Annotated in this window: 15 protein-coding genes and 1 tRNA gene; 6 read left to right on the forward strand and 10 right to left on the reverse strand. The window is 62.4% G+C overall.

The genetic code is table 11. From position 1 onward, the window contains the following. Nucleotides 1–703 precede the first annotated feature (703 nt). Both AC1D2G_RS05090 and AC1D2G_RS05095 read right to left on the reverse strand, forming a co-directional pair. Nucleotides 704–780, reverse strand: a tRNA-His gene (locus AC1D2G_RS05090). A 346-nt stretch (nt 781–1,126) separates the two neighbouring features. Beyond that, a complete protein-coding gene (locus AC1D2G_RS05095) occupies nt 1,127–1,585 on the reverse strand; it encodes a phasin (RefSeq protein WP_095088547.1) in 459 nt (152 codons plus the stop codon). Between the two features lie 247 nt (nt 1,586–1,832). Here AC1D2G_RS05095 and AC1D2G_RS05100 point away from each other — a divergent pair, with 247 nt between their 5' ends. Continuing rightward, nucleotides 1,833–5,783 (forward strand): PAS domain S-box protein, encoded by a 3,951-nt coding sequence (locus AC1D2G_RS05100; RefSeq protein WP_477412466.1) that lies wholly within the window; start codon nt 1,833–1,835, stop codon nt 5,781–5,783. A gap of 368 nt (nt 5,784–6,151) precedes the next feature. Here AC1D2G_RS05100 and AC1D2G_RS05105 read toward each other — a convergent pair whose 3' ends face one another. Then, nucleotides 6,152–8,122, reverse strand: a complete 1,971-nt coding sequence (locus AC1D2G_RS05105) for an acetoacetate--CoA ligase (protein ID WP_477412468.1) — start codon at nt 8,120–8,122, stop codon at nt 6,152–6,154. 200 nt (nt 8,123–8,322) lie between these two features. On the opposite strand from AC1D2G_RS05105, the gene AC1D2G_RS05110 reads away from it, so the two are divergent. Then, nucleotides 8,323–10,176, forward strand: a complete 1,854-nt coding sequence (locus AC1D2G_RS05110; RefSeq protein ID WP_477225443.1) for an AsmA family protein — start codon at nt 8,323–8,325, stop codon at nt 10,174–10,176. A gap of 68 nt (nt 10,177–10,244) precedes the next feature. On the opposite strand, the gene AC1D2G_RS05115 is transcribed toward AC1D2G_RS05110, so the two are convergent. From AC1D2G_RS05115 to AC1D2G_RS05140, 6 genes are all read right to left on the reverse strand, one after another. Continuing rightward, the gene (locus tag AC1D2G_RS05115; protein WP_095088554.1) at nt 10,245–11,063 is read right to left on the reverse strand and encodes an ABC transporter permease; all 819 of its coding nucleotides are present in this window, start codon (nt 11,061–11,063) and stop codon (nt 10,245–10,247) included. Next, entirely contained in the window at nt 11,060–12,031 is a 972-nt protein-coding gene (locus AC1D2G_RS05120; protein WP_477225441.1) for an ABC transporter permease subunit, read from the reverse strand. Before AC1D2G_RS05120 ends, AC1D2G_RS05115 begins: the two co-directional genes overlap by 4 nt. 9 nt (nt 12,032–12,040) lie before the next feature. After that, nucleotides 12,041–13,180: an ABC transporter ATP-binding protein gene (locus AC1D2G_RS05125; protein ID WP_095088558.1), complete on the reverse strand. Its 1,140-nt coding sequence runs from the start codon at nt 13,178–13,180 to the stop codon at nt 12,041–12,043. An 81-nt stretch (nt 13,181–13,261) separates the two neighbouring features. Continuing rightward, a complete protein-coding gene (locus AC1D2G_RS05130; RefSeq protein WP_095088560.1) occupies nt 13,262–14,359 on the reverse strand; it encodes a polyamine ABC transporter substrate-binding protein in 1,098 nt (365 codons plus the stop codon). A gap of 350 nt (nt 14,360–14,709) precedes the next feature. Further along, nucleotides 14,710–15,663 (reverse strand): DMT family transporter, encoded by a 954-nt coding sequence (locus AC1D2G_RS05135; protein ID WP_457153776.1) that lies wholly within the window; start codon nt 15,661–15,663, stop codon nt 14,710–14,712. Nucleotides 15,664–15,813: 150 nt separating this feature from the next. Next, complete coding sequence (locus AC1D2G_RS05140) at nt 15,814–17,256, reverse strand: helix-turn-helix domain-containing protein (protein WP_477412470.1); 1,443 nt, start codon at nt 17,254–17,256, stop codon at nt 15,814–15,816. 236 nt (nt 17,257–17,492) lie between these two features. Here AC1D2G_RS05140 and aceA point away from each other — a divergent pair, with 236 nt between their 5' ends. From aceA to AC1D2G_RS05155, 3 genes are all read left to right on the forward strand, one after another. Then, nucleotides 17,493–18,782, forward strand: a complete 1,290-nt coding sequence (gene aceA, locus AC1D2G_RS05145; protein WP_457155320.1) for an isocitrate lyase — start codon at nt 17,493–17,495, stop codon at nt 18,780–18,782. Between the two features lie 58 nt (nt 18,783–18,840). Then, nucleotides 18,841–19,083, forward strand: a complete 243-nt coding sequence (locus tag AC1D2G_RS05150) for an SMc00767 family acetate metabolism repressor (RefSeq protein WP_477412473.1) — start codon at nt 18,841–18,843, stop codon at nt 19,081–19,083. A 230-nt stretch (nt 19,084–19,313) separates the two neighbouring features. Then, a complete protein-coding gene (locus tag AC1D2G_RS05155) occupies nt 19,314–19,766 on the forward strand; it encodes an ANTAR domain-containing protein (protein ID WP_457152492.1) in 453 nt (150 codons plus the stop codon). A gap of 43 nt (nt 19,767–19,809) precedes the next feature. On the opposite strand, the gene AC1D2G_RS05160 is transcribed toward AC1D2G_RS05155, so the two are convergent. Then, nucleotides 19,810–20,526: an HAD family hydrolase gene (locus tag AC1D2G_RS05160; RefSeq protein ID WP_095088571.1), complete on the reverse strand. Its 717-nt coding sequence runs from the start codon at nt 20,524–20,526 to the stop codon at nt 19,810–19,812. A 156-nt stretch (nt 20,527–20,682) separates the two neighbouring features. Between AC1D2G_RS05160 and AC1D2G_RS05165 the strand changes: the two genes are divergently transcribed. Next, a complete protein-coding gene (locus tag AC1D2G_RS05165; protein WP_477225436.1) occupies nt 20,683–22,119 on the forward strand; it encodes a glutamine synthetase family protein in 1,437 nt (478 codons plus the stop codon). The last annotated feature ends 35 nt before the right edge of the window (nt 22,120–22,154 follow it).

Genomic DNA, 22,154 nt, shown 5'->3' on the forward strand with positions numbered 1-22,154 from the left:
CCCACACGCACCCCATGCTCGATGAGACGCGGCGGGGCCATGCTGCCCTTGTCCGGCCTTGCCGGACGCGATGTGTTACGCGGAAAAATGTGCGCTTGCGAAATAGAACACGAGCAGGCGCACAGTTGTCAACGGCGACTTGCTCGAATGGAATAGCTTGGAGGTTAGCTCATAAGACGGTCGGCTCGAGATGGAGCATGCACGTCAGTCCACAGTCTGCATTTCGGCCGGGCTCCTGAAGGCTGCCGGTTAGAATGCGAGCCGATCGACTGCCTTCAAATCCGGCAAGGGGAAATGCCCGATCCTGGCGTAATCACGACCTCCAAGTGGTCGCAAGCATGTCCGCTTTCGTGAAGCGGCGAGGCTGACCTCTACGACCGAGATGAGGCGCGAAGCAGTCGTTCGAGATGGGTGGCCAGGAAAGGATTCTGTGGCGCGAATCCAGCTAGTTCGTTGGGCATTTGCGTTTAGAGGATGCCACCGAAATCGTTGGGTCCGCTGCCGGGGAGACAGCGGACTCAAACTAGGGCCAGGAGGGGCAACGCCCTTTATGATCCCTATGCGGGGATCATGGGTACACCACCGGACTGTTACAAACGTTCCGTCGGCTGAAAGATACATCCCGGGCCGAGGGTGGCAAACTCGCCGCTCAGCGGCGGACGAAAATTCTATAATGAATTCAATTGTTTAGCCATAAATCCGATGGTACCGTTGGCTGGGATCGAACCAGCGACCTCCGGATCCACAATCCGGCGCTCTAACCATCTGAGCTACAACGGCACGTTCACCGAGCCGGACCACGTGGAAAGCGCGCTTTCCGTGATCCGCTCCGTCGTTCGGCGATGCGTCCTTACGGGCTAATGGATTTTAATTCAAGACTTTTGCTAGGCAAAGGTCGCTTGCCCACAAACAGCATCGACTTTTCGCCGGACAAAGAAAAAGGCCGGCGGGAGGAGGTGCCGGCCTTTTCCTGTTACGAGCCAGCGGGAGGAGGTGCTGGCTGGTCACCCCGGGAGCAGAGGGAGGAGGTTCCACTCGCCGGGTATTCCTTGATGGCTACCATCATACGCCTGATCGTTTTTAAGAAAATGCGACCTTTGTTGCATCTTCAGATCATGCGCAAATGTTAGGCAACCTTGATTTCCTTCATCGCCTTCTCGAAGGCGGTCTTGATCGGCTTGGAGACGTCCTCGGCCGCCTTGGAGGCGACGGTCTGGAAGTCCTTGGCCTGCTCGACGGTCATTTCGACGCGCTTGCGCAGGAAGGCGGTCTGCAGCTCGACGACTTCCGACAGCGACTTGGCGCCGATCAGGGCCTCGAGGTGCGAGAAACCGGCCTCGGCATTGGCACGCAGAGCAGAAATGGTCTTGAGCGACAGGTCGCTGGAAACGGTCTTGGCGGTCTCGTAGGTCGACTCCAGAGCCTTCTGGGTCTCCTCGGCGCCGGTCTTCAGCTTAGCGTAGGCTTCCTTCGACTGCTCAACGCCCTTTTCGGCGAAAGCGCGCATCTGGTCGGTAGCCTTGGAAGCGTCGAAGCTCGGGAATTCAACGTTTTCGATCGTGTCGGCAGTTTTGGTCCTGGACATTTTCCATCCTTTTCAGCGTCAGCGGCTTTGACAGAAAGCCGTCTCGTTCATGTATGATGGCAATATAAAGGCAAATTTTGTGCATTGCAATATCTTTGTTGCAGTGCACCATAATTTTCTTCGGGCCGTTAACCAAGAGGCCAGATTCCAGCCTTTGCACGTTCTGGCTTGTGGACCTTCGCGCCGCCGGCTTTTATTAACAAAGCGTTAACCGCAATTTGCCGCTCCGTGAGGGTTCGCCAAGCGCATGCCGTCCGAATATTCCTTCCTCGACGTCGCCGTGCTCGAAGCAGTCCGCCAGCGCTTTGCCGCCGGCGACGCGATCGCGATTCTTTCGACGGATCTGGAGCAGGTGATCTGGGCCAATGGGCCAGGAGCCGCGGTGTTCGGCTACCCCGACATCGAGGCGATCATCGGCGCCTCCGCGCAACTACCGTTGATCGCCAGACGCCAGATCATGGCGACCAGCGGATTTCCCGAGATCAGCGGCGACCGCGCCATCACGGTGCGGCTGGCAACGGGCATGACGAGCCGTGCCGTCGGCTTCCTGGCCAGTGCCGTGACCATGCCGGACGCCGAAAAGGCGATCATGCTGACCGTGCCGGCGGCGCAGACGGGCTCGCGCAGCGCCGGCGAAATCGCCGCTCGCGCCATCGGCGGCTTTACCGAAGACGGCCATTTCATTGCCTTTGTCGATGCCAGCGGAAACGTCGAGGCCGCCTCGGAAGGATTTTCGGCACTGGGCATCTTGCCGGAGACGCTGGCGGCGCTGGTTGCCGACGTCGCGGATGAGGGCGACCGCATCGTCAAGCGCCTCGTTCCCGGCGGCGCAACCTCCTATCCGGCAGGCCTGGCAAGATTGACCGAGGAACGGCATCTGCTGGTGGTGATCGACGAGGACCAACTCGACGACACGTCCGCTGCCGACGACAGTGTCGCGGACACGCAAGCGCCAGCCCAGGTTGAAACCGCGGCTGCGGTAAGCGCGATTGCCCAGTCGGAACCGGACCAGGACAACAGACCGGCAATCGACATCGAACACCCGGCCGTGGACGAACCGAGCGTTCCGGAAGCCGCCGAGATCATTCCGCCAGCGCCTGAGAATGCCGATCCAGCGGGGCAGCCTGCGGAGGCGGCGGATAACGACCCGGGAACTGCCGCCGCTACGGCAGCGCAGCACGATCACTGGTACTTCAATGCCGGTGAGGAAGACAGGCAACGGGCCGGCCGGGCCGCTGCAGCCGAGCCGGTTGAGCCCCCTGCCGCCGTCGCGGAGGGTGCGGCGGAAATCCCGACGCGGCACGACACCAAGGCCACCGCCCCTGTCGAACGCCCGGTCGTGCGGTCGATCGACCGCACGGCGGCGCCACTGCGCTTCGTCTGGCGCACCGATGCCGATGGCAAGTTCAGCACGCTGTCTCCGGAATTCGCCGACATTGTCGGCAAGCCGGCCGCCGATGTGATCGGGCGGCGCTTCAGGGATGTGGCGGCCACTTTCGGCCTCGATCCCTCCGGCGAGATCGCCGGCTTGCTGGAGCGGCGCGATACCTGGTCCGGCCGCTCCGTGCTGTGGCCGGTCGCCGGATCCGATCTGAAGATCCCGGTCGACCTGGCGGCGCTGCCTGTCTATGGCCGCAGCCGTGCTTTCGAAGGCTTCCGTGGCTTCGGCGTTGCCCGGGCCAGTGACGCGGTCGTCGATCCGGAAGCCATCGGCATGGCGCTGGTGCCCAACGGCAAGGCCCCGGAGACGCCGGAGCCGCAAGCCGTGGAACCCGTGCCTGAACAGCCCAAGGCTGAAGCGCCGAAAGCCCAGGAGCCGAAGGTCGAGGAGCCGAAGGCATCGGACCCGTTCCAGGGCGAGGTGCCGGCGCTGACCATCGTGCCGAAACCGGAGCGACGCTTTGCCGACAAGGTGATCCGGCTGGCCGAGCATCGCCAGCCAGCCAACGATAAGGGCTTGTCGACGCTGGAGCGAAGCGCGTTCCGCGAGATCGGCGAACGGCTGAAGAAGGACAGTTCCCCGGTCGAGTCGCCGGAGGCCGAGAAGTCCAGCCTCGACAATCCCAGGGAACGGGCGGCCAAGACACCTGTCGAAGCTGCGGCAGTCGGCGAGATTCCATCAACAGCGGATGTGGCCTCGCACGAAGAGCCGACGCTTGCCGGCGAAATCCCGGCGGCGGAGCCAGAGACGATGCCGGCCGAGACGGCCGAGACGGATGTCGATGCCGAGGACGAAGCGGATCTGGCGCGGCTTGACGGCGGTCACCCGGACGAAGCGGGTCACGAGGCACCCTCCGACACCCTGCCGGGTTCGTTGCTCGGCTATGCCGACCGTGATGATGAACGCGGTCCTGTCGCGGACAACAGCGACGGGGCCCCGGTTTCCGAACCGGTGGCGGCGCCACCAGAGATCAACAAGCCCGCCGCCACAGGTGAAAAGCCGGTTGGCGCGGATGCGACACATGACGCCGTCGATAACGACAGCATGACATCGGCGGATTTTCGCGATGCCGAGGATAGTGAGGATTGGGTACAGCCCGACGAAGAAGCCGCTGCCTCTGACGAGCATTTGTCCGCATCCGTCGCGGGAACTGCCGGCGCAAGCGGCGCCGCAGCACGCATCGCGCGCCCACGCCTCAATGTGCCGCCGCTCAAGGTCGAAGGGTTCGTGCCGTCGGCCTTTTCGGCCGGAGATGAGCACAAGGCTCCCGATACCTCGCTTCTGAGCAAACTGCCCGTGCCGCTGCTCATCCATTCCGGCGACCAGTTGCACTATGCGAACGAGGAATTCCTCAACCTGACCGGCTATGAGGCGCTCGACGACCTGGCGGATGCCGGCGGCCTCGGCGCGCTGTTTGCCGACCCCTACGCCCACGATGGGACCTCCGACGGCACCGATCGCGCCTTGCGGCTGAAGACGCGCGATCGGCAGGAATTCCCGATCGAGGCTATCCTGCGCTCCGTCCCCTGGCGTGACGGCAAGGCATTGATGCTGGTCGTGCGCCGCACCGGCGAAGATGACGCGCCGGCGGCCCTGCATGTGGTTGGCGACGAGCAGACGCAGCCCGACATTCCCGAGCTCAAGGCACGCATCGCCGAGATGCGCACCATCATCGACACCGCCACCGACGGGGTCGTGCTGATCGGCCGTGACGGCACCATCCGCTCGATCAGCCGGCCGGCCGAAGCGCTGTTCGGTTTCGACAGCGACGAAGTGACCGGCAAGCCGTTCGCCTCGCTGTTTGCGATAGAAAGCCAGCGTGCGGCGCGCGATTATCTCAACGGACTGTCCGAGCCCGGCGTGGCGAGCGTCATGAATGACGGCCGCGAGGTGATCGGGCGCGAGGCGCAGGGCCGCTTCATCCCGCTGTTCATGACCATCGGCCGGCTGCCCAACGACAGCGGCTTCTGTGCCGTCGTGCGTGACATCACGCAGTGGAAACGGGCCGAAGAGGACCTGACCCAGGCACGCGCGGTGGCCGAGCGTGCGTCCTCGCAAAAGACCGATTTCCTCGCCCGCATCAGCCACGAGATCCGCACGCCGCTCAACGCCATCATCGGCTTTTCCGAACTGATGGTGGACGAGAAGTTCGGACCGGTCGCCAATGACCGCTACCGCGACTATCTGCGCGACATCAATCGCTCAGGCAACCATGTGCTCGACCTCGTCAACGACCTGCTCGACATCTCGAAGATCGAGGCCGGCCAGCAGGAGATGGCCTACGAGGCGGTGTCGCTGAACGACACGCTGGCCGAGACGGTGGCGATGATGCAGCCGCAGGCCAACCGCGAGCGCGTCATTATCCGCTCCAGCTTCGCGTCTCGGCTGCCGGAAGTGGTGGCCGACCTGCGCAGCGTGCGCCAGATCGCGCTCAACATCCTGTCGAATGCCATTCGCTACACCCAGGCCGGCGGCCAGGTGATCGTCTCCACCGCCTATGAGACGTCAGGCGACGTCGTCATGCGGGTGCGCGACACCGGCATCGGCATGAGCCACGCCGAGATCGAGCAGGCACTGAAGCCGTTCAAGCAGATCAACGCGTTGAAGCGCGGACGTGGCGACGGCACGGGGCTTGGACTCCCGCTGACCAAGGCGATGGTGGAAGCCAACCGCGCCCGGTTCACCATCAACTCGACACCGGGTGAAGGCACCCTGGTCGAGGTCGCGTTTCCGTCGACCCGCGTGCTCGCCGAATAAGCAATTCCGGAAAACAGACCGACCTACAGCGCAGCGCGTCCGATCAGATTCAGGCGATGCGCTTTCGGTCTTTATCCTTGTGCATGTCGTTCTCCCAAACCGGGAGCACTTTTGGGCGGCATGCAGCAGCAAAAGAAAAGGCGCCCAAGAGGACGCCTTAAGAGATGGGATTGCTGTCACAACGGGGCTTGAGCGAATTCAGATCCTCCGGGGGCAGAGGAACGGGATTTCTCCCTCAAGTTACGTGCGACTATCGACGCCGGGCCTTAACAACTCCTTACCGGCGCCGCCGAAAGTTTACGAATGTGTACCACTCATGAAATCTAGGTAAATTCTCGCGACATATTTGGTTAACCATGCCTGCCCGGTCACTCGGCCAGCTGCGGCAGGTTCCTGAACAGCTCCAGCGCCTCGGGGTTGGCGAGCGCCTCCTTGTTCTTGATGACGCGGCCATGCACCACGTCGCGCACGGCGAGCTCAGTGATCTTGCCTGACTTGGTGCGTGGGATGTCGGTGACAGCGACGATCTTGGCTGGCACGTGACGCGGGCTCGCCCCGCTGCGGATCTTGGAGCGGATGCGTTTTTCCAGATCGTCATCCAGTTCGACGCCGGCCGCGAGCCGCACGAACAGCACGACGCGCACGTCGTTGTCGAAATCCTGGCCGATGCACAGAGCTTCCAGAATCTCCGGCATCTGTTCGACCTGGTTGTAGATCTCCGCCGTGCCGATACGCACGCCGCCCGGGTTGAGCGTGGCGTCGGAGCGGCCATGGATGATCATGCCGCCATGCACGGTCCATTCGGCGAAATCGCCATGGCACCAGACATTGTCGAAACGCTCGAAATAGGCGGCCTGGTATTTCTTGCCCTCGGGATCGTTCCAGAAGCCGATCGGCATAGATGGAAACGCCCTGGTGCAGACCAGCTCGCCCTTCTCCTGGCGGATCGGCTTGCCGTCGTCGTCCCAGACATCGACGGCAAGGCCAAGGCCAGGTCCCTGGATCTCGCCGGTCCACACCGACTGTGTCGGCACGCCGAGCACGAAGCAGGAGACGATGTCGGTGCCGCCGGAGACCGACGCCAGATGGACGTCCTTGCTGATGCCGTCATAGACGAAGCGGAAATCCTCCGGTGACAGCGGCGACCCGGTGGAGGAAATCGCCCGCACGCTCGACAGATCATGCGTGCGGATCGGCTTGAGACCGGCCTTGCGCACGGAATCGATAAACTTGGCCGAGGTGCCGAAAAAGGTCATCTTCTCGGCATCGGCGAAGTCGAACAGCACATTGCCGTCGGGGTAGAAGGGCGAGCCGTCATAGAGCAGCAGCGTCGCGCCCGAGGCGAGCCCCGAAACCAGCCAGTTCCACATCATCCAGCCGCAGGTGGTGAAGTAGAAGAAGCGGTCGCCGTCGGTGAGACCGGCATGCAGCCGATGTTCCTTGACATGCTGGATCAGCGTGCCGCCGGCCGAATGGACGATGCATTTGGGAATGCCGGTCGTTCCCGACGAGAACAGGATGTAGAGCGGATGCGCGAACGGCAGCCGCTCGAAGGTGACTGGCTTGACGGCGAAGGGCGAAAGCGCCTCTTCCAGCGCCACGGCCTTGTCGATGACATCAGCGACATCGCTCGAGGTGCCGAGATAGTCGACGACCAGAACCTTGCGCACCGTGCCAAGCTTGGCCGCAACCGCGGCGATCTTGTCGGCGACCTCGATCGCCTTGCCATTGTACCAGTAGCCATCGGGCGCGATGAAGACCACCGGCTCGATCTGGCCAAAGCGGTCGAGCACGCCCTGCTCGCCGAAATCGGGAGAGCAGGACGACCAGACGGCGCCGATCGAGGCGGCAGCCAGCATGGCGGCGACGGTCTCCGGCATGTTGGGCATCATCGCCGCGATGCGATCGCCCTTCTTCACCTTGAGCGACAGGAAAAGCTGCTGCAGCTGTGACGTCAGCGCCTGCAACTCGTTCCACGACAGTCGGCGCTCGACCTTGTCTTCGCCGCGAAACACGATTGCCTCACCAGCGCCGGTCTTCTTCAGCAGATTCTCGGCGAAATTCAGCGTAGCGTCGGGGAAGAACGAGGCACCAGGCATCCTGTCACCGTCGACGAGCACGCGCTCGCCCCCATTGGTCCCCTTGTCGCCGACGATACCGCCGAAGTCCCAGACCAGGTTCCAGAACCCGTCGCGGTCCTCGACCGACCAGCGGTGGAGCTCCGAATACGAAGAAAACGCTACGCCGGCTTTCACTGCCGCAGCCTTTGCGAAAGCGGTCAAGGGTGCTGCATCAATCTGGTCTTGCGTCGGGGTCCAGAGCGGTACTTCGGCAGCCATGATCGTTCCTCCACGGTCGCCACCGCTTATGCATATCGCAGCGCAGCAGAGCAAGATTTTGTTCGGTCAGTGAGACCAGATGTGCGCAAATGCCATCGCCGGGCCATAAAGACTTGAAATGCCTCAGCCCTAAGTCGTAGTGACGACTGGGGTTACACCCGTCAGGCGATTTTTGTCGGAATGGAAACATACGGGGCGATATGCCATCAACTTTGATCCGGCGCGGAATATGGGCGATCGGCGCTGCCGTGCTCGTCATCGCGCTGGTCGTTGCCGCCCTGCCGCTGATCGCCTCCACCCGAATCGTGCGTGACCGCATTGCCTGGGAAATGAGTGCGTGGAGCGGCTTCCGGGTCGCCATCGACGGCTCGCCGCGCATCGAGGTCTGGCCGAAATTCCGCGCGATCCTGACCGATGTGACGCTTTCGCAATGGACCGACACCGAGGCGCCGCCGGTGGTCGAGGCCGAGCGGGTCGAGGTTGACCTTTCCGCCATGGCGGCCTTGCGCGGCGACGTGGAGTTTTCGACGGCGCGGCTGGTGCGGCCGACGATCCGGGTTGAGCGAACGCCGGCCGGCTTTTTCCTGCCCGCCGTCCCGACCGGCGGGCGCATCACGCGTTCCATCGACACGGCGCGCGGCGTGGTCAATGCCGACCCCGCCAAGCCCGACCTCGACAAGCTGCCGGCCGACACGTTCGGCACGGTGGAGTTCCGCGACGGCCGCATGGTGGCGTCCATCGCCGGCAAGGATGTCGAGATCCTGAGCAGCCTGTCCGGCCAGGCGAATTGGGCGGCGATGAACAGCAATGCGACGCTGTCGGCAACCGGGATCTGGCGCGGCGAAAGCGTCGCGCTGGACGTAGCCTCGCCGAAGCCGCTTGTCCTGTTTGCCGGCGGTACAGCACCGCTGACGCTGTCCTTCAAGGCGGCGCCCGCGACCTTCTCGTTCGACGGCACGGCCAGCATGTCCGAAAACGCTTACTTCGACGGCCAGGCGAAATTCTCGGCACCTTCGCTGCGGCGTGTCCTGGAGTGGTCGCAGGCCGGCATTGCGCCGAGTGCTGCGATCGGTTCGGTCAGCATTTCGAGCAAGATCACCGCGACGGCAGGGCGAGTGAAATTCGACAACACCGCGATCGCGCTGGACAACAATCCGGGAATGGGCGCGCTGGATCTCTCGTTGGGCGAGGCGCAACCGGTGATCTCCGGGACGCTCGCCTTCGACACGCTCGACCTCAGATCGTTTCTCTCGGCCTTCACGCCGCTGGCGCCGACCGGAGGGGCGGAACCCGGCGACATCGACACAAGTTTCGCCGACAAGGTCAACCTCGATCTCAGGCTGTCGGCAGCGCACGCTACGGCGGGGCCTATCCAACTCGCCGACGTCGCCGCCACCGCCCAGGTCAAGGATGGTCTTTCCGTCTTCGATATCTCCGATGCCTCGGCCTTTGGCGGCAACATCCAGAGCAGCCTTCGCTTCGACCGCAAACCGGAAGGCTCGCAGGTCGAGATTAAGCTGCTGGCGTCCGACATCGATGGCGGCGCCTTCGGCACGGCGGCTGGGATGACCCGGCTGGTGCCGGTCGCCACCGGAACGGTCTCGGTGATCCTCAAGGGACCAGGCAGAACCTGGGACTCCATCTTCGACAATGCCGACGGCTCGGTCTCCGCGACGTTCGGACCGGGTGTGTTGAGCAAGCTCAACCTGCCCGCCTTCCTCAAGCATACCGAACAAGGCGGCTTCTTCGCGCTCGACGACGTCTCCGACGGAACATTGCCGATCGACGGTGCCGAGATCAAGGCCAGCATCACGAAGGGCGTGGCGCGGATCGACAAGGCCGAAGCCAATTCGGCGAAGTACAAGCTCTGGCTGTCCGGGATCGCGTCCTACACCGGACGAGGACTGGCCTTGTCCGGCGGTATCATTCAGCCGGACCAGGCGGCAACGCAGGCCAACGGCCAGCAAGGCCCGATCCAGTCATCCTTCTTCGTCGGAGGAACGTGGAGCACGCCGTTCATTTCCCCGATCAGCCGCGGCGTTTCTGGCGAATAGACCTTACCGCCGGTTTATCCTGAAGCAATTCCCTATGAAAAACGCTGCGCGCTTTTCCCGGAATTGCCTCAGCCGCGTTGTGCGGCCCGCTCGTCGAGTTGGCGCTGCACCTCACGCCGCTTGTTGGCGACCGAGGCGATGATGACGCCGACCGCGACAACGGCGATCAGGATCGTGCAAGCGGCGTTGATCTCCGGCGTCACGCCGAGACGCACCTGGCTGTAGATCTTCATTGGCAGCGTTGTTGCTCCAGGCCCGGAGGTGAAGCTGGCGATGACCAGATCGTCGAGCGAAAGCGTAAAGGCCAGCATCCAGCCGGACACGATCGCCGGCATGATGACCGGGAGCGTGATCTGGAAGAAGGTCTTCACCGGCGTTGCGCCAAGATCCATCGCAGCTTCTTCCAGCGAGCGGTCGAAGCTGACCAGGCGCGACTGCACGACGACGGCGACGAAGCACATGGTGAGCGTGATGTGGGCGAGCGTGACGGTCAGGAAACCGCGGTCGAGACCGACGGCGACAAACAGCAGCAACAGCGACAGGCCGGTGATGACTTCCGGCATGACCAGCGGCGCAAAGACCATGCCTGAAAACAGCAACCTGCCCCTGAAGCGCGTGTAGCGGGTCAAGGTGAGCGCCGCCAGCGTGCCGAGCACGGTCGCCACCGTGGCCGAAATGACGCCGACGCGCGCTGTGACCCAGGTGGCGTCCATCAGGCCCTGGTTGTGGAACAGCGAAACGTACCATTTGGTCGAGAAACCGCCCCAGACGGTTACCAGTTTCGACTCGTTGAAGGAGAAGACGATGAGCAGGACGATCGGCAGGTACAGGAAGGCAAAGCCCAGCACGATCGAGGTGACGTTGAATCGGCTCCAGGTGGTGTTCATTTGTCCTGCTCCTGGGCGCGCGCCTGGGCCTGCTGGAAGAACATGATCGGCACGGTCAAGAGCAGCAGAAGGATGACGGCCACGGCCGACGAGACCGGCCAGTCACGATTGGCGAAGAACTCGTTCCACAGCGTCTTGCCGATCATCAGCGTCTGCGATCCACCGAGCAAATCGGGAATGACAAACTCGCCAACGGCGGGGATGAACACCAGCAGACAGCCGGCGATGACACCGGGCAGCGACAGCGGGAAGGTGATCTTCCAGAACGCGCTGGTCGGCGGGCAACCAAGATCCTTTGCGGCCTCGATCAGCGAATAATCCATCTTTTCGAGCGACGAATAGAGCGGCAGCACCATGAACGGCAGGTAGGAATAGACGATACCGATGAAGATCGCCGTATAGGTGTTGAGGATGATCAAGGGCTGGCTGATGATGCCTGTGGCCAGCAGCAGCTGGTTGAGCAGCCCCTCCGGCTTGAGGATGCCGATCCAGGCATAGACGCGGATCAGGAACGAGGTCCAGAACGGCAGGATCACCAGCATCAGCAATGTCGGGCGGATCGTTGCCGGCGCGCGTGCCATGCCATAGGCGATCGGGTAGCCGACGATCAACGTCAGGACCGTCGAGATCGCGGCGATGATGACGCTTGTCACATAAGCGTTGAAGTAGAGGGCATCCTGCGTCAGCCAGGCGTAGTTGTCGAAGCTGAGCGCGCCAAAGCCGGCGAAGAACCCGGAGATACCGTCCTTGAAGTCGAGCACCGGCGTGTAGGGTGGCATGGCGATCGCCGTCTGCGACAGCGAAATCTTGAAGACGATGATGAAGGGAACGAGGAAGAAGAAAAGAAGCCAGACATAGGGGACGATGATGACCAGGCGGCCGACGAAAGCCGCTCCCAGCCTGGCCAGGATGGACTTGTCGGCATTGGTTGCCGGGGCTGATGAGGCGGTTGCGGCGGCGTTCGACATGACCGCCCCCTACCGCGTCAGCACGACGCCGGCGTCGGGCCGGAAGGAAACCCAGGCGCGGTCGTTCCAGCTCAGCGGATCCTCGGTGATGCGGGCCGCATTCATGGTGCTGGCGCGCACCATCTGCCCGTCATCCAGCCTGACGTGAAAAACGGTCATGTCGCCGAGATAGGCGATGTCGTAGACTTCGCCTTCAAGTGCATTCACCGCATCGGCCGGCTTTTTCGACGAAATCTTGATCTTTTCCGGCCTGATGGCGAACACGATATCGGCGCCTGCAGCCGTCTTGGCGGCGTTGTCGACGACGATCTGGGCTCCGCTCGAACCCGCGATGCGTGTCGTGTTTGCGGTCTGCTCGGCGACCTTGCCCTCGAACATGTTCACGTTGCCGACGAAATGGGCGACAAAGCGCGATGTCGGCGCTTCATAGACTTCGGCCGGCGTCGCCACCTGCATCACCTCGCCCTTGTCGATGATGGCGATGCGGTCGGCCATGGTCATCGCTTCTTCCTGGTCGTGGGTGACGACGACGAAGGTCAGGCCGAGATTCTGCTGCAGGTCCATCAGTTCGAACTGGGTCTCCTCGCGCAGCTTCTTGTCCAGCGCGCCTAGCGGCTCGTCGAGCAAGAGCACCTTCGGCCGCTTGGCAACCGAGCGGGCGAGCGCGACGCGCTGGCGCTGGCCACCGGATAATTGATGCGGCTTGCGCTTGGCGAACTGTTCGAGCTTGACCAGCTTCAGCATCTCGGCCACGCGTGACGCGATCTCGGGCTTCGGCATGCCGTCCTGCTTGAGGCCGAAGGCGATGTTGTTCTCGACCGTCATATGCGGGAACAGCGCATAGGACTGGAACATCATGTTGACCGGCCGGCGATAGGGCGGAATGCCGCGCAGATCCTGGCCATCGAGCAGGATGCGGCCAGCTGTCGGCTCCTCGAATCCGGCGAGCATCCTGAGCAGCGTCGACTTTCCGCAGCCCGACGCGCCGAGCAGGGCGAAGAACTCGCGCTCGAAGATGGTCAGCGACAGATTGTTGACGGCGGTGAAGTCACCGAACTTCTTGGTGACATTGTCGAACTGGATGTATGGCTTGGCGTTCGGGTCGTTCCACGGCGCAAAATCCCTGCGGATGCTGCCAAGCGATTTCATGTCCCACTCCGTCCTGTGTCTTGCTTCTTGCCCCAGAAAGAATCGGTCCCGGCAGGTGGCTGCCGGGACCGTCTCGGATTGCTATTGGCCGGTGACGATCTTGGTCCAGCTGCGTGTGATCAGACGCTGGGTCTTGGGATCGTAAGGCTGGACCGTATAGAGCTTCTGCAAGGTCGCCGCGTCGGGATAGACTGACGGGTCGTCGAGAAGCGCCTTGTCGACGAACTGCTGCGACGCCTTGTTGCCGTTGGCGTAGAGCACATAGTTCGACGATTTGGCGATCACTTCCGGCGTCATCATGTAGTTGATGAATTCGAGCGCCTCGGCGACATGCGGCGCATCGGCAGGGATCGCCATCTGATCGAACCACATCTGAGCGCCTTCCTTCGGCACGGAATAGCCGATTTCCACGCCCTGCTTGGCCTCGACCGCGCGGTTGCGAGCCTGGAACACGTCACCCGACCAGCCGACGGCCAGGCAGATATCGCCGTTGGCGAGTGCGTTGATGTACTCCGAGGAGTGGAACTTTCTGATGTAAGGCCGGACCTTGAGCAGGGCCTCCTCGGCCTTGGCAATATCGTCAGGCGAGGTGCTGTTGGGGTCGAGACCGAGATATTTCAGCGCCGCAGGGATGATGTCGGCCGGTGAATCCAGCACATAGACGCCGCAGTCCTTCAACTTGGCCAGACTGTCCGGATTGAAGAACACATCCCAGCTGTCGATCTTGTCGGTGCCGAGTGCCGCCTGCACTTTCTTGATGTTGTAGCCGAGACCAACCGTGCCCCACATATAGTTGACCGAGTATTCATTGCCGGGGTCGTATTTGGCGGTTCGTTCCGAAACCGTGTCCCACATGTTGGAAATGTTCGGCAGTTTCGACTTGTCGAGCTTCTGGAACACGCCGGCCTGGATCTGGCGCGCGAGGAAGTTGCCGCTGGGCACGACCACGTCATAGCCGCTGCCGCCGGCAAGCAGCTTGGTCTCCAGGATTTCGTTGGAATCGAAGGTGTCATAGACGACCTTGATGCCGGTTTTCTTGGTGAAATCATCGATGATCGAACTGTCGATATAATCCGACCAGTTGAAGACGTTGACGACGCGATCTTCGGCATGGCCGCCGACGGTGAAAAGCGTCAGAAATACCGAGGTCGCCGAAAGCCAGAGCGCTTTGCGGATCATGCTATTCTCCTTTGATGAGTGTTCCTTCGCCGGCTCGACGCGGACCCCGCGCGGCCGGGCATTTGTTTCAGACTATTGAGCTTTCCAGGAAGCAACAAGCGCCAACCGCCGACAGCATGCGGGCGGTTCGATGAGCGGCGGGTGGTGGGTTTGTGTCCCTGTCGCTGCCTGGGAGGCGTGCGGATACCGTCAAAGGCTTTCGCCGTGGCGGGGGCAGAGATACGACGATGTGGTCCGGTCTCGATCTGACCGGCAGGGAGACTTGGCAAGATACGCCTGTCTTGTTGTTGCGTAGTCTCAGCCTGCCCGCGCGGCAGCGAATTTGTCAATGGCAAAGCATGCACGCCGCATCAATTAGGCGATGGCACCCCTGTGACCCCTGCACGCTCGGGTCGTGCCTGGCGCTTGAATTCGAGCCCGATATGGACGAGCAGCGCCGTCACCACCACCCCGCCGCCGATGATGGTGCGCTCCGACGGTACTTCGGAATGGACGAGCCAGACCCATATCGGGCCGAGGATCGGCTCGAACGTGCCGAGCAATGCTGCGACGGCCGCCGGGATCAGCCGCGCCCCGGTGGCAAAGAAGGCCAGGCCAAGACCGAGATTGACCACGCCGAAGGCAAACAGAAAGCCCATGTCACTGGCCGACACGGCGAATGTCGATGCCTGCGAGGCGGCAAAGCCCGCCGCAAGCATGGTGCCGAGACAGGTCGCCGGCGTCATGCGAACGCTGGAAAACCGCCGGGTAATGACGGTGGCGATCGAGAACATGACAGCAATCAAGAGCGCCAGCCCGTCGCCTATCGGCGAGACGGCGCCATTGAGCGATTCCGACACCATGATGGCGACACCGGTAATGACGGCGGCGATCGCGAGCCAGGTCACGACACTCACCCTCTCGCGAAACAACGCCCAGGCAAACAGCGCCGCCAGAAGCGGCACGCCGGCCTGCATCAGCAGGATGTTGGCGACGGTTGTGTAGGCAAGTGCGACGACGAAGGCGGTCGATGCCGTGGCGAAGCAGAGCCCGACGGCCAGGCCGGGCAGACCCATGTCGCGGAACAATTTCAGCGTGCCGCGCCAGCCGTCGCGCCAGACCATGAAGCAGATCAGGAAGGCCGCTGCCCAGACGGAGCGCCAGAAAATAACCGTCCAGCTGTCGCCGACGGCGATGAAGCGGGCGATGGTGCCACCGAAACTCCACATCAGCGCCGACAGGAACACCAAAAGCATGCCGACGCGTTCCTCGCGCGGCGAGACGGTCGACAAAACAACGCTCGGTGATGGTGCTGTGTCGGTCATGGGCGCGACTGTCGGGCTTTTGTGGACGGGACGATGCGCAAGGGACGACAAAAAGATGCTCCGTTCGCGTAACGCAAAGGCGAAGGCCGGGGGTGAGCCAGAGATCGACGACAATTGTGGCACCCGGCCCGGCGTCACTGGGGGCCAGCGTCACTGGAAGTCGAAGGCACTCAGGCCCGTCACCATCTCGTCGAGGCCAAGTGGACGCGTCACCGGCGGCTCGGCACGCGCCAGACAGCCGACGCGTTCGCAAAGCCGGCAGGCGGGCCCGACCGGCGTTGCCGTGACGCTGCTCGCCTTCGCGGTGGCAGCCGCGCCGGGAAGTGCCGCGCCATAGACGATGTCGTCGCGAAAGCCGATGTCGCAGCCAAGCAGCAACGCCGTGCGGCGCGGACGCTCGGAGAAGGCGCCTTGCGGACCTTCCAGCGTGCGGGCAATGCACAGGAACTCGGCGCCGTCGGGCATTTCCACCGCCTCGACGAAGATCTGGCCGGGCTGGGTGAAAGCGACATGCACGGGCAGCTTGGGACAGCCGCCACCGAAGCGGCTTTGCGGAAAGCCCTGGCTGCCGGCCTTGCGGAAGCGGTTGCCGGCATTGTCGACCTCCAGCATGAAGAACGGCACGCCCTGGACGCCCTGCCGCTGCAGCATGGTCAGCCGGTTCGCCGCCTGTTCGAAGGAGACGCCGAAGCGCGAACGCAGAACGTCGATATCATAGCGGGCACGAACGGCAGCCGCATGAAAGGCCTGGTAGGGCATCATCAGCGCATGCGCCGCATAGCGGCCGAGTTCGAAACGGGCGAGACGGCGGGCCTCGTCGGTGGTCAATTTGAGCGCCTGGATCTCGCCAGCGACCGCGACCGTCATGCGGATCAGGCAGGCTTCCATCGCCACTTCGCGCAGCTGATCGAACGGCGACAGCCGTTCGGACAGGAACAGGCGCTGCGAGTGGCGATCATAACGGCGGCGCCAGTTCGGCATGGTGGCGACCGGCAGCACCTTGACCACGATGCCGTATTCGCGCTTCAGCCAGGCCTTCAACGCGCCGAACAGATCGTCGCCGGGATCAAGCACCGAGGTGAACGCCGCGGCCTCTTCCTCGAGTGCCGCGAAATGGTTGGGCCGGCGCTCGAAAATCTCGTGCACCTCGTCTATCGGCAAGCGAGCCCCGGAAAGTGCGGTCGCCCGACCTTCGCGCGCCAGGAGTTCGTTGAGGTCGGACAGGCGCTCGGCCTGCTCGCGATAGGCGCGGAACAGTTTTATCACCGCCGCCGACGCGTTGGGCGCCGCCTCGGCAAGCTCGATCAACTCCTGATCTCCCGGCAACTCGCCGACCAGCAGAGGATCGGTGAACACTTCCTTCAAGGCAGCGACGGACCCCCTCGCCTCGCCCTGCAGTTCGTGCGGATCGACCTTGTAGACGGACGCCAGCTTGAGGATCAATTGCACGGTCAGCGGCCGCTGGTTGCGCTCGATCAGGTTGAGATAGGACGGCGAGATACCGAGCCCCTCGGCCATCGCAGTCTGCGTCAGGCCCTTGGCGTTACGGATACGGCGAATGCGCGGCCCGGCAAAGATCTTCTGGTCAGCCATCAACTGTCCTTGACAAGAATTTACACCACTTTCGCAGAGACCTTACGCGCGTATCTTTTACAGTCATGACAAATTTACAACGGCTTCCTGTCAAACACAACACAGGTTTTCCCCTATTTCAAGCTGATTTCCTTGATTTCCCTGGCCCATTTCGCACCGCAATGTAAATTCAGTCATATCCCGGCGCGCAGATCATTGGCGCCGGACACGGGTGCAGCAATCCTTCGGAGTGACCAATGACTGACTTTTACAACCTTGTCCCCTCGGCGCCGGAAGGTCGTTTCGACGGCATCGAACGGCCCTATTCGCCGGAGGATGTGAAGCGGCTGCGTGGATCGGTGCAGATCCGCCAGAGCGTCGCGGAAATGGGCGCCAACCGGCTGTGGAAGCTCATCCACGAGGAGGACTTCGTCAACGCACTCGGCGCCATGTCCGGCAACCAGGCGATGCAGCAGGTGCGCGCCGGGCTGAAGGCGATCTACCTGTCGGGCTGGCAGGTTGCCGCCGACGCCAACACGGCTGGCGCGATGTATCCGGACCAGTCGCTTTATCCGGCAAACGCCGCGCCCGAACTGGTCAAGCGCATCAACCGCACGCTGCAGCGCGCCGACCAGATCGAGACCTCGGAAGGCAACGGGCTTTCGGTCGAGACCTGGTTCGCGCCGATCGTCGCTGATGCGGAAGCCGGTTTCGGCGGGCCGCTCAACGCCTTCGAGATCATGAAGGCCTTCATCGAAGCGGGCGCGGCCGGCGTCCACTACGAGGATCAGCTGGCGTCGGAAAAGAAGTGCGGCCATCTCGGTGGCAAGGTGCTGATCCCGACCGCGGCGCACATCCGCAACCTCAATGCCGCGCGTCTGGCGGCGGACGTGATGGGCACACCGACCCTGGTCGTCGCGCGCACCGATGCGGAAGCCGCCAAGCTGCTGACGTCCGACATCGACGAACGCGACCAGCCCTTCGTCGACTACGGCGCCGGGCGCACCGTGGAGGGCTTCTACCACGTCAGGAACGGCATCGAACCCTGCATCGCCCGCGCCGTCGCCTATGCGCCTCACGCGGACCTGATCTGGTGCGAGACTTCCAAGCCGGACCTGGCGCAGGCCAAGAAATTCGCCGAGGGCGTGCGCAAGCATCACCCCGACAAGCTGCTTGCCTACAATTGCTCGCCATCGTTCAACTGGAAGAAGAACCTCGACGACGCGACGATCGCCAGATTCCAGAGGGAGCTTGGCGCTATGGGCTACAAGTTCCAGTTCATCACGCTCGCCGGCTTCCATCAGCTCAACTACGGCATGTTCGAACTGGCGCGCGGCTACAAGGCACGGCAGATGGCGGCCTATTCCGAGTTGCAGGAGGCTGAGTTCGCGGCGGAGGCCAATGGCTACACCGCGACCAAGCATCAGCGCGAGGTCGGCACCGGCTATTTCGACGCCGTGTCGATGGCGATCACCGGCGGCCAGTCGTCGACCACCGCCATGCACGAGTCGACCGAGCACGCGCAGTTCAAGCCGGCCGCCGAATAGCAAACAGAACAACACAGAGGAAACGCCCAACAGGGCTTGGAACACAAGGAGAAGACCAATGGCATCGATAAGCCGTGTCAAGGAACGCGCCGAAGAACAGGCCACAACGATGACCGTCGACCAGCAAGCGACGATCCGCATGCTGGCCAATGATCTACACCGCCTCAACCAGTCGGTGATGAAGGCAGTCGAGGCCGGCGTCTCGGTGGAGCTCGTGCGCTCGGCACGGCATCACGGCGGCGACGGAAACTGGGGCGATCTCTTAATCCCAGTGATCGTCACGCAGCAGAGCAACAGCTGATCGAACGCGCGCAACCGACCCTTCACCTGCGCAGTCTCTGCGCAGGTGAATTTTCTTTTTATGAAGCCCACCTGTGGACAGTTGAGTACAGTAGCGTTGCTTGAAATTCACTGTTCCCAGGGATGATCTGGGGGACTTTTATTTCAACTTGACATAGGCGGCGATCTCACGCCAATTGCGCTCCAGATTCAACTCTGCATTGAAATAGGGGCGAGCTTCTTGGCCGACTTGTGTGCCCAGTGAACCGCGAAGGCGAGACTCCAAGACACCTGAATTTTGTTGCCCGCGACTCGAACACAGAGACGATCCGCGATCCATCGCAAGTGCTCGTCGTCTGCAAATCGCCGATCAATCGCGTGGTGATTTCAAAGATCGTAGAGCGATCCGGGCTCAAGCCAATCTCGGAATCTCCCGACATGGCGGTAAAGATCCTGCGGTCCCTCATTCCCGGTGCGGTTGTCCTTGACGGCGGCGCCGACAACAAGGACTGCGACAATCTGATGGCCAGTATCGACGCGTTGAGGCGAGCCTCCGGCAAATCGCTTCCGGCGGTGATCCTGCTTTCAACCAAGAATGGCACGCCGGAGAGCCTGGGCCTGTCGAGCGTCATAGACGTGGTGGTCGCCAAGCCGATCACACCCGAACGGCTGCAGCCGGTGATCGATCGCCTGATCAACCGCTAAGCAATTTCCGTCCGGAATTGCGCAAAATAGGAAGGCCCCGCGATCAGTCCGGATTGACGATGCTTTCGACCAGTCCGGGCAGTTGTCCGAGATCGGATATCTCACGGAAGCGTGGCTCGGTCACCGGAGCCTCTACATGCTCAAGCACCCAGGTGAGTTCATGCGGCACGTGGACACCCCAACCACCGGCCTCGATGGCCGGCACCACGTCCGACTTCAGCGAATTGCCGACCATCATGCTTCTTGCCGGACCATCGCCGTGGCGGCTGAAGAGGCGGGCATAGGTGGCGGCACTCTTGTCGCTGACGATCTCGATCGCGTCGAACAGATCTCCGAGGCCTGATCCAGCCAGCTTGCGCTCCTGGTCGAAGAGGTCGCCCTTGGTGATCAGCACAAGGCGGAATGCGCCGGCAAGCTTCTGGATCGTCTCGCGCGCATGCGGCAGTGCCTCGATCGGATGGCTCAGCATCTCGCGGCCGGCATCGAGAATTTCTGAAATCACCGAAGCCGGCACACGGCCTTGCGTGACCTCGATCGCCGTTTCGATCATCGACAGCGTAAATCCCTTGATGCCGAAGCCATAGACGGCAAGGTTGCGTCTTTCGGCCTCCAGCAATCGTGCCGAGATGTGCTCGGCTTCGCCATGATCGGCAAGCATGGCGGCAAAGCGCTTCTCCGTCATGCGGAAGAACTGCTCGTTTTGCCAGAGCGTGTCGTCGGCATCGAAGCCGATCGTCGTCAATTTGCTGTCGTGCCGCATGCAAAGTCTCGATTGGGATCGGGGTCTCGATTGGGATTGGGAAACTAAGCCGATTGGCGTGATTTTCAACCGTGTTGGCCAATGCCCGACGTGGCTCCCCTTCCCTTCCACAGGGGCGCACGGCTATACTCCACAATCCGCAACCCAATCTGGTGAATGATGCCGCCTGCAAAAAAGGAAGTCCGTCCGTCGAGCCGCGGAGGACGGGCGCGTACGCCTGCCTTCGTGAAAAACCAACGTGGCGTCAAGAACTGGAAGGAAGCCAGCGCCTGGCTGGAATGGCGCGGCATCGAGGACATCGAGTGCATCACACCTGACCAGGCCGGCGTCGCACGCGGCAAGATGATGCCATCAAAAAAATTCACCTCCAACACCTCGCTGGCACTGCCGTCGGCTGTCTTCATGACGACGATTTCCGGCGGCTATCCCGAAGATGGCAACGGCTTCCACTATCCGGAGGACGATGGCGACCTCAAGCTGATGCCAGACCTGTCGACGCTGACGGTGGTGCCCTGGGAAGAAGACCCGACGGCCGCGGTCATCTGCGACCTCGTCCACCAGGACGGACGCTCTGTCGAGTTCACGCCGCGCAACGTGCTCAAGCGCGTGCTTGCCGCCTACGACAAGCGTGGACTGAAGCCGGTGGTGGCGCCCGAGATCGAGTTCTATCTGGTGCGCAAGAACCCCGATCCGGACTATCCGCTGACGCCACCGGTCGGCCGTTCGGGGCGCGCCATCGGCGGCGGCGCCGGCTATTCGATCGCCGGCGTCAACGAATTCGACGAACTGATCGACGACATCTACCATTTCTCCGAGGGCCAGGGCCTGGAGATCGACACGCTGATCCATGAGGAGGGCGCCGGTCAGCTCGAAATCAACCTGCGCCACGGTGACCCGATCGAGCTGGCCGACCAGGTGTTCATGTTCAAGCGCACCATTCGCGAGGCCGCGCTGAAGCACGAGATCTACGCCACCTTCATGGCCAAGCCCATCCAGGGGCAGCCGGGCTCAGCCATGCATATCCATCAGTCGATCATCGACAAGAAGACCGGACAGAACATCTTTTCGGCAGAGGACGGCTCGGAGACCGAAGACTTCTTCCATTTCATCGGCGGCATGCAGAAGCATGTGCCGAACGCGCTGGTGATGTTCGCGCCCTATGTCAATTCCTACCGCCGGCTGACACAGGCAGCGTCGGCTCCGGTCAACAACAAATGGGGCTATGACAACCGCACCACGGCGTTCCGAGTGCCGCGCTCGGATCCGGCGGCGCGGCGCGTCGAAAACCGCATCCCCTCCTCCGATGCCAATCCCTATCTCGCGCTGGCGGCATCGCTTGCCTGCGGGCTGATCGGCATCACCAACAAGATCAAGGCCGAGCCTCCCGTGCTGACCACTGCCAACGCGGCCGAGATCGACCTGCCGCGCAGCCTGCTCGAAGCAGTCGACCTGTTCGAGGGCGATGAGGAACTTTGCGCACTGCTCGGCAAGTCCTTCGCCGCGACCTATGCGGCGATCAAGCGGGCGGAATTCGAGACGTTCATGGAAGTGATCAGTCCGTGGGAGCGGGAGTATCTGCTGCTGAATGTTTAGCGAGTAGCGAGTAGCGAGTAGCGAGTAGCGAGTAG

It is taken from the genome of Mesorhizobium sp. P2_C7, assembly GCF_056404515.1.

Coding starts and splice junctions, on each gene's coding strand:
- AC1D2G_RS05095 (WP_095088547.1), bottom strand. CDS start 1,585: ATGTCCAGGACCAAAACTGCCGACACGATCGAAAACGTTGAATTCCCG.
- AC1D2G_RS05100 (WP_477412466.1), top strand. CDS start 1,833: ATGCCGTCCGAATATTCCTTCCTCGACGTCGCCGTGCTCGAAGCAGTC.
- AC1D2G_RS05105 (WP_477412468.1), bottom strand. CDS start 8,122: ATGGCTGCCGAAGTACCGCTCTGGACCCCGACGCAAGACCAGATTGAT.
- AC1D2G_RS05110 (WP_477225443.1), top strand. CDS start 8,323: ATGCCATCAACTTTGATCCGGCGCGGAATATGGGCGATCGGCGCTGCC.
- AC1D2G_RS05115 (WP_095088554.1), bottom strand. CDS start 11,063: ATGAACACCACCTGGAGCCGATTCAACGTCACCTCGATCGTGCTGGGC.
- AC1D2G_RS05120 (WP_477225441.1), bottom strand. CDS start 12,031: ATGTCGAACGCCGCCGCAACCGCCTCATCAGCCCCGGCAACCAATGCC.
- AC1D2G_RS05125 (WP_095088558.1), bottom strand. CDS start 13,180: ATGAAATCGCTTGGCAGCATCCGCAGGGATTTTGCGCCGTGGAACGAC.
- AC1D2G_RS05130 (WP_095088560.1), bottom strand. CDS start 14,359: ATGATCCGCAAAGCGCTCTGGCTTTCGGCGACCTCGGTATTTCTGACG.
- AC1D2G_RS05135 (WP_457153776.1), bottom strand. CDS start 15,663: ATGACCGACACAGCACCATCACCGAGCGTTGTTTTGTCGACCGTCTCG.
- AC1D2G_RS05140 (WP_477412470.1), bottom strand. CDS start 17,256: ATGGCTGACCAGAAGATCTTTGCCGGGCCGCGCATTCGCCGTATCCGT.
- aceA (WP_457155320.1), top strand. CDS start 17,493: ATGACTGACTTTTACAACCTTGTCCCCTCGGCGCCGGAAGGTCGTTTC.
- AC1D2G_RS05150 (WP_477412473.1), top strand. CDS start 18,841: ATGGCATCGATAAGCCGTGTCAAGGAACGCGCCGAAGAACAGGCCACA.
- AC1D2G_RS05160 (WP_095088571.1), bottom strand. CDS start 20,526: ATGCGGCACGACAGCAAATTGACGACGATCGGCTTCGATGCCGACGAC.
- AC1D2G_RS05165 (WP_477225436.1), top strand. CDS start 20,683: ATGATGCCGCCTGCAAAAAAGGAAGTCCGTCCGTCGAGCCGCGGAGGA.